The 8,893-nt window shown below is 45.2% G+C and carries 5 protein-coding genes; all 5 read left to right on the forward strand.

The features are described from left to right. Positions 1 to 106: 106 nt before the first annotated feature. Positions 107 to 3,445: a TonB-dependent receptor gene (locus tag FW774_RS15150; RefSeq protein ID WP_149349041.1), complete on the forward strand. Its 3,339-nt coding sequence runs from the start codon at positions 107 to 109 to the stop codon at positions 3,443 to 3,445. A gap of 34 nt (positions 3,446 to 3,479) precedes the next feature. Then, a complete protein-coding gene (locus FW774_RS15155; RefSeq protein WP_149349042.1) occupies positions 3,480 to 5,369 on the forward strand; it encodes a RagB/SusD family nutrient uptake outer membrane protein in 1,890 nt (629 codons plus the stop codon). A gap of 19 nt (positions 5,370 to 5,388) precedes the next feature. After that, on the forward strand, positions 5,389 to 6,576 hold the full coding sequence (locus FW774_RS15160) for a DUF5000 domain-containing lipoprotein (RefSeq protein ID WP_149349043.1): 1,188 nt from the start codon (positions 5,389 to 5,391) through the stop codon (positions 6,574 to 6,576). Between the two features lie 34 nt (positions 6,577 to 6,610). After that, positions 6,611 to 7,735, forward strand: a complete 1,125-nt coding sequence (locus tag FW774_RS15165) for a DUF4998 domain-containing protein (protein ID WP_149349044.1) — start codon at positions 6,611 to 6,613, stop codon at positions 7,733 to 7,735. Between the two features lie 73 nt (positions 7,736 to 7,808). Continuing rightward, positions 7,809 to 8,893, forward strand: a 1,085-nt coding sequence (locus tag FW774_RS15170; RefSeq protein WP_187774914.1) for a discoidin domain-containing protein, incomplete at its 3' end; no start/stop codon positions are given.

Genomic DNA, 8,893 nt, shown 5'->3' on the forward strand with positions numbered 1-8,893 from the left:
TACTCAGAATATCAACTAAACCCAGTTTAAAAATATGATTTTTAATTTACTGTGCAAAGGTAGAGCCCGGTACGGCCGTGCTTTTTCCAAAACAACCATTTTAACCATGAAACTTACCACTGTTTTACTAACCATAGCCTGTATGCAGGTTAGTGCCGTTGCGGTTTCACAAAAAATATCTATCACAAAAAATAATGCGTCTTTAGAAAGTGTTTTCAAAGATATCAGGAAGCAAAGCGGTTATTTATTCCTCTATAATGATGAACTTCTGGAACATGCTAAACCGGTATCCATCAGTGTTAAGCAAGTGTCTTTAGACGAAGCGCTGAAAGCCTGCTTTGTCGGGCAGCCATTTACGTATAACCTGGTAGAAAAAACTATCGTGGTAACGCCTCTTGCTAAAGAGATAGAAAAAGAGGTAAGAAAAGAAATTACAGGAACGGTACGTGATTCAATCGATGTGCTGCCGGGAGTTTCGGTCAAGGTGAAGGGAACGAACCTGGGTACAATGACAGATGCCAACGGTAAGTATAAGCTGGCTGTGCCCGATGATGCAACGCTGGTATTCTCTATGGTAGGTTATGCAACGCAGGAAATTCCGGTTGCAGGCAAAACGGTCATAGATGTACTGCTAAAGGCGGTAGGCAAAAACCTCGAAGAGGTAGTGGTAGTGGCCTTTGGCAAGCAGAAGAGAAGCGATATGGTAGGATCGGTTACATCCGTAAACCCGTCAGATCTCAAAGTACCTTCCAGCAATCTGACTACGGCGTTGGCCGGACGTGCCGCCGGGGTAATAGCCTTTCAGCGTAGTGGCGAGCCGGGACAGGATAATGCCGATTTTTTTATCCGGGGAGTAACCACCTTTGGCTATAAAAAAGATCCGCTCATCCTGATTGACGGTATAGAGGTTACTACCACAGACTTAGCCCGTATCCAGGTGGATGATATTACGAATTTCTCTATTCTTAAGGATGCCACAGCCACGGCTTTATATGGTTCAAGAGCCGCAAATGGCGTTATACTGGTTACAACCAAAGAAGGAACTGTTGGGAAGCCGCATATCGCTTTCCGTATAGAAAACTCCATATCCCAACCGGTAACCAATGTAGAGCTTGCCGATCCGGTAACGTATATGAAGCTCTATAATGAGGCCACCCTAACCCGCGATCCGCTGGCCCCATTGGTATATTCCGACAGGAAAATAGAAAACACCATGGCCGGTAACAACCCTGTTGTTTATCCGGCTAACGATTGGCGTAAACTCATGTTTAAAGACCGTACCATGAACCAGCGGGCAAACCTGAGTGTCAGCGGCGGAGGAAATGTTGCCCGGTATTATGTTTCGGGATCATTTAACAAGGATAATGGATTGATGAAGGTAGATCACCGGAATAATTTTAATAACAATATTGATCTGAAAAGTTACACGTTACGCTCAAACGTTAACATAAACCTGTCAAAATTAACCCAAATGACCGTGCGGTTAAGCGGCAATTTTGATGATTACCAGGGCCCTATTGATGGCGGGGAAGCCATGTATAAAAAAGTAATGCGCTCAAACCCGGTATTGTTTCCGGCTTACTACCCGGTAGATGCGCAGCATGCCACGGTAAGCCATATCATGTTTGGCAATTACGACGATGGCTCATATATAAATCCGTATGCCGATATGACCAAAGGCTACAAAGAGTACTCACGTTCCTTAATGCTGGCACAGCTTGAGCTGAACCAGGATTTAAAATTTATTACTAAAGGGCTGGCTTTCAGTGCAATGGTAAATACAAACAGGCGGTCGTATTTTGATGTAGTGAGAAATTATAAACCCTTTTGGTACACCTTAGCGGGATACGATGTGTTTACAGATATGTACAGCATTTCAAACATTAACCCCGATAGCGGAACAGAGTACCTGGGTTATAGCGAAGGCCCCACTACGGTAAGCTCAGCGTTTTACCTGGAATCAAGGCTTAATTATAACCGTGAGTTTGGTAAGCATGGATTAAGCGGTATGCTGGTTTTTATGGGCCAGACCCAGCTGAATGCCAATGCCGGCAATCTGCAAAAGTCGCTTCCGCACAGAAACCTGGGCATATCAGGCCGGGCAACATACGATTATGATAAGCGGTATTATGGCGAGTTTAATTTTGGATATAATGGTTCCGAGCGTTTCGATAAAAACCATCGCTTTGGCTTTTTCCCATCTGTAGGAGCCGCATGGACCATATCCAATGAGAAATTCTTTAAAGAGCTTAAACCAACCATATCCAATCTGCGGCTGCGGGCAACTTACGGTATTATTGGTAACGATGCTATCGGCTCTGACGACGACCGCTTTTTCTATCTTTCTAATGTGAACATGAACAGTGGCGATCGTGGCGCTTCGTTTGGTCGCGATCCCGGTGCAATGTACACGCAGAACGGGGTAGCTATTTCCAGGTATGCCAACTCAAATATAACCTGGGAAACATCTGCACAAAAAAACCTGGCGCTCGAAGTAGGTTTGTTTGATAAGCTGAACATTAATGCAGAATATTTCTATCAAAACCGTAAAAATATCCTGATGACCCGGGGATCCATTCCTCTTGAGGCCGGATTTACGGCGCCGATCATGGCCAACGTAGGCCAGGCCACCGGTAAAGGCGTCGATATCTCCTTAGATTATAAGGAATACTTTCAGAATAGCCTGTGGCTGTCGGCCTTAGGTAATTTTACTTACGCTACCAGCAAGTATAAAGTATACGAAGAGCCCCGGTATGCAGAAGCGTACCGCTATCATGTAGGCAATGCCATTTATCAAAATTATGGATACATCGCCGAACAGTTGTTTGTAGACGATGACGAAGTGCTCAACTCGCCCCGGCAGAATTTCGGCCCTTACGGAGCCGGCGATATTAAATATCGTGACGTTAACCGCGACGGGCAAATTACAGATGCCGATCAGGTACCTATCGGTAATCCTACCATGCCCGAAATAGTGTATGGCTTTGGTATATCATCCGGATATAAAGGATTTGATTTTTCAGTGTTTTTTCAGGGGCTGGCCAATGAATCATTCTGGATAGATGCAGAAGCAACATCGCCTTTTGCCGGTGATAACCAGCTGCTAAAGGCCTATGCCGATAGCCATTGGTCTGAAGATGTACGTGATGAATACGCCCTGTGGCCCCGGTTAAGCACAACGGTAAGCGCCAATAACAGTCAGCCCAGCACCTGGTTCATGCGTAACGGTTCATTTTTGCGCTTAAAGCAGGTAGAGTTTGGATACACCCTTCCAAAGAAGCTGCAAAAACGGATCAATACATCAACATTCAGGATCTATGTAAATGCAAGCAACCTGCTCACGTTTAGCAAATTTGGCCTTTGGGATGTGGAAATGGGCGGTAAAGGATTAGGTTATCCCATACAAAAAGTATTTAACATCGGCTTGAATATAGCAGTTAACTAAGCCTTCATAGTATTAAATCTTACAGCAAATGGTTATGAAAAAATATAAATTACTGGCTTGTTTCATCCTGTTGGTACCTTTCCTGCTCAATTCGTGCAAAAAGTTTTTAGATGTAGTGCCCGATAACGTTGCAACGCTTGATAACGCCTTTAAAAACCGGCATGAGGCAGAGAAATTTCTCTTTACCTGCTATTCATATATGCCAAAAAACGGCGATCTGGCCGACGATCCGGGTATGCTTGCAGGTGATGAGATATGGCGCTTTGAATCTGCAAAGGGATTTATGGAAGTAGCCCGGGGATTCCAGAATTCGGTTACTCCCTTAGGAGATCGCTGGCAGTATTACTACCAGGGAATACGCAATTGCAATATTTTTCTTGAAAATATTGATAAAGTGCCGGACATAGATGAAACTGAGAAAAGACGCTGGATTGCTGAAACTAAATTTTTAAAGGCCTATTATCATTTCTATTTAATGAAAATGTATGGCCCTGTTCCGCTGATGAAACAGAACCTGGCTATAGATGCCGGTGAGAACCAGGTGGAAGTATCGCGGGCGCCAATGGATTCATGTTTCAATTACGTGGTACAGTTGATCAACGAAGCTGCGGGAGACCTTCCGTTAACTATTGATAATCCTACAAAAGAGCTCGGACGCCTTACACAGCCTATTGCGCTGGCTATTAAAGCCGAAGTTCTGGTATACGAGGCCAGCCCATTGTTCAATGGTAATGCCGATATGAGTACCCTCAAAAATCACGATGGGACACCTCTGTTTAATGCTGTTTATTCTAAAGCGAAATGGGACTCTGCCGCAGTAGCCTGTAAGCAGGCAATAGATTTATGCCATCAGGTTGGAATGGAGCTTTATAAGTATAATCCTGATTTTCAGCAATACTCGCTTTCCGATACCATCAAAACACAACTCAGTATAAGAAACAGTGTTTGCGAACGCTGGAACAGTGAAGTTATCTGGGCAAATACGCAAACCAACTCAACCTCGCTGCAAAAGCTGATGACGCCGTTCTGGGATCCGGATAACCTGGATATAACAACAATCCATGGCGAGCTATCGCCACCGCTAAAAATTGCCGAATTATTTTATACCAGCAATGGTGTCCCCATATCTGAAGACAAAACGTGGAATTACAATAAGCGCTATTCATTAAAAACAGCGGGCAGCAATGATAAGCTATATGTAAGGCAGGGATATACCACGGCACAGCTAAACCTGGACAGGGAACCCCGGTTTTATGCCGATTTGGGTTTTGACGGCAGCGTTTGGTATGGACAGGGAATGTACGATGATAAAAAGCCGCTTGACTTATTTTACCTGATGGCCAAATACCGGCAAAGGAACGGGTACGGAAAGCCCGGTTTTGGTACAGTAACCGGCTATTTTATAAAAAAGCTGATACACTACGAAAACGTGATCGATAAAAAAGGAAACGGTTATTCAGTAACAGCATACCCGTTTATCATTATGCGCCTGGCAGACTTATACCTGTTGTATGCAGAAGCGTTGAACGAATCTGAAGGACCCGGGAATGAAGTGTATGATTACGTGAACAAAGTGCGCCAGCGTGCGGGCTTGCCAACCGTTCAAACCTCCTGGGATCTGTATTCCATCAACGGTTCCAAATACACCACCCCAAATGGCATGCGTGACATTATTCACCAGGAACGGCTCATAGAGCTGGCATTTGAAGGAAAACGATTCTGGGATTTACGCCGGTGGAAAGAGGCGGCTACACAGCTTAATATGCCGGTAAAAGGCTGGGATTTACAACAGGAAGATGCCGCCTATTATTACCGCCCAAGTGTGCTGTACAATCAAACATTCGGACTTAAAGACTATTTCTGGCCAATAAGGACCAGTGCGCTGTCTATGAACGGCAATCTGGTTCAAAACATTGGATGGTAAACATTAAAATATATTTAAGATGAAAAAATATTTAATTCTTATTGTACTTATCGTGATAGCTTATGGCTGTACAAAAGAAGGAAGGCTGGATGATGTAGTAGATGATAATGCACCGGCGCCGGCATTAATCAGCAATGTAAAAGTTGAGGCAAAACCCGGAGGCGCTATACTTACTTACAAAGTACCCGACGATCCTAATTTTTATTATGCCAAAGCGGTATATGAGATACGTCCCGGTGTATACCGTGAGGCTAAAGCTACGCTGTACAATGATACGCTGGCGCTGGTTGGTTATGGCGATACCCTGACCCATGAGGTGAAGCTGTACAGTATCGGGAAAAACAGGAAGCAGTCAGAGCCGCTTACCGTATCCGTAAAGCCATTAAAGCCGCCGGTGTATTCCGCTTTTGAAACAGTAGGCATGGCGGCCACATTTGGAGGAGTACAGGTTTCATTTGAAAATGCAGCCCGGGCAGATCTCGCTATCGAAGTGCTTACAGATAGTACAGGGCTTAATACCTGGTCAAATCTCTACACGTTTTATACTGCTGCTCCGCAGGGACAATTCTCGGTAAGAGGATTACCTTCGGTAGAAAAGAAATTCGGCGTTGTAGTACGTGACCGCTGGAGTAATAAATCAGATACACTGCAAATGACACTCACGCCACTTTTCGAGGAGCTTATTCCTAAAAATACCTGGAAGGCGGTACACCTGCCCAACGATACCTGGCAGGGAGCATCAAGTGGATTGGTATTTGAACACGTGTTTGACGGAAGCCTTGAGGTATATGCCGGCACTTTTGGCTCGCCCAATAATTCTGTTTTACCACAATGGTTTACCATAGACTTAGGTAAAAAAGTCATTATCAGTCGCATACGCGAACATCAGGCCTATGGTTCGCACATGTATAACGGTTCTGCGGTAAAGAAATTTGAATTGTGGGGCTCCAATAATCCCGATGCAGACGGCGGATGGAATAATTGGGAGCGGCTGGGCACATTTGATTCATTCAAACCATCCGGTCTTCCGCTGGGGCAAACTAACGATGAAGATAAAAACTATGCCTGGTTCCTGGGCGAAGAGTTTGCCTTCACAGAACTTAAGCCCGCATACCGGTATATCCGGTGGAAATCACTGCAAACATACGCCAGTGCCGGCCAGATAGTTATAACAGAGCTGGATATATACGGTCAGATACAGCCGTAGCGGTAATTGAAAATAAAATAATAATGAGTGTAATATGAGATCACTGATAATTAAAATAGTTGTATGGGTAGCTTTTTCCGGAGCATTTTTATCCTGTAAAAAAATGGACAGCACTTACAGGCAATTTACGGAATCCGGGAAAATAATTTATCCGCAGAGAGCCGTGAAGCCGGTAATTTATACCGGCCGTAACCGGGTTAAGATCGTATGGTTAAAAGGTACAGACCAGAGTGTGATCCGGGCAAAGATATTCTGGAATAATTATACAGATTCGTTAGAAGTACCTATTCCGCCAGGTGCAGATACCATCAGCACCATTATTGATAACCTGCCAGAGCAATCGTACGTGTTTAACATTAAAACCTACGATGCAAAAGGTAACGTTTCAGTACCTGTAGAACTATTGAGCGCTACGTATGGCGAAAAGTACCAGGATGGGTTATTAATACGTCCGGTTAACCTGGCAGAAATTGATGAAGCCGGAAAATTAACTATTGTATGGGGCAATGCCGATATATCGGGTGGCGCTTACGCAACAGAAGTTACCTATACAGACAATACTGGTAAAGCGTTGATGAAACGATTTCCCATAAGCGATTCTTTGTCTACAGTAACAGGAGTAAAAAAAGGCACTACGTTTCAATACAGCACCTTATTTCTTCCCGATACGCTGAGCATAGACACCTTCTATACGCCTGCAGTTACAGAAAACGTGATGATGAAGCTGGATAAGTCCGGTTGGGTTGCCTCAGCAGATTCTTATGCTGCAACATCGCAGCTGGCAAATGGGGGAGGGCCTCCGCAGTTTGCCATTGACGATAATATAAATACCTTCTGGCATACCGATCACACCACAACAAAGCCGCCGTATCCGCATTGGCTGGCTGCTGATATGAAGAAGGTATTTCACGTAGCCCGGGTAGAGCTAACCTCCAGGCCTAATGCAATCACAGCCGATGCTACCGATTATATTGTGCAGGGAAGCATGGATGGCTCAACATGGACGGATATCAGCTCGTTCATTATGCCAAATACGGCCGGGCCACAGTCCTTTAACATTCCTAATGCGCCGGCTATGAGATATATCAGGTTGTATATGACCAAAGGGCCAAACTATTATGCACACTTGGCGGAATTTTCAGTGTATGGCTATGAATAATTTTTTAAGATACGGATTAGCCGATGCCGTCCTCATGTTTAAGCAGATAAGTTAACTCAATAATATCCGATATATGTTCACTAAAATAATCCTGAAGTTAATAGTCGTTCTCTTTCTTTTATTACCCTTTTTTGGCTACAGCCAGGATGTGCGGCAATTCCAAAACCCGTCAGATACGTACCGGCCCTGGATATTCTGGGACTGGGTGAACGATATGGTAACCAGAAAAGGCATAACCTCCGACCTGGAACAATTCAAAAAGTTCGGCTTGAGCGGAACCCTGATCATGCTGGTCGGCAGCGAGACCAAAGACCGCCAGATGTGGAGCGATCATCACATGCCCAACCCCATCATATCCCAAACCCCCGAATTTTTCAAGACCTGGCAGTTTGCCGCCGAAGAATCCGCCCGCTTAGGCCTGACCATTTCCACCCAGTTAGGCCCCGGCTGGTGCCACAGCGGCGGGCCCTGGGTCAAGCCCGATCAGGCCGTTCAGCACATCGCCTACAGCGAGATCCAGGTACAGGGAACAGGCAAACCCATTGTGCTGCTGATGGATAACCAACCCGCAGGCAAAGCCAAAGCCTGGCATTCCACCCTTTCAGATACCGATGAGCCAAAGTGGATACAGCTCGATTTAGGAGCAGTACAGGAAATAACCGAAATACGCCTGCACCCCTTCGATAACCAGGGAAAGAAAAGCTTCGGCTTTCCAAAACAATTTAAGATCGAAGTCGCCAATCGTTCCGATTTCTCCGGTAAGCGCAGCTATTATTCACAATCCGGCGGTCAGCCCGATCCCGGTAACCAGGTAGTCTCCTTAAAGCAAAAAAAGGTAAAAGCCCGTTACATCCGGTTAACTACACAGAAGAACTATTCCATTTCGCGTGGAGGTAAAAAACAATACCTGCTATCGCTGGATGAAATTGAAGTCATTGCCGGAGGCAGAAACGTAGCCCCCCAGGCCACCGTAACCACATCCGGCTCCATCGAAGATTTCGGCTATACAGCAGCAGCGTTAAACGACGGCTTCAGCATGACCACGATGTATTCAGCAACACCCGGTCAATACGAACTGCTCCGTCCCGGGTATGACTATTACACCAGCGATATTACCACCGTAGCCTTCCCCGATAAAAAGGAAGTTTCCCCTTCAGA

This window comes from Pedobacter sp. BS3, from assembly GCF_008274585.1.
Taxonomy (GTDB): domain Bacteria; phylum Bacteroidota; class Bacteroidia; order Sphingobacteriales; family Sphingobacteriaceae; genus Hufsiella_A.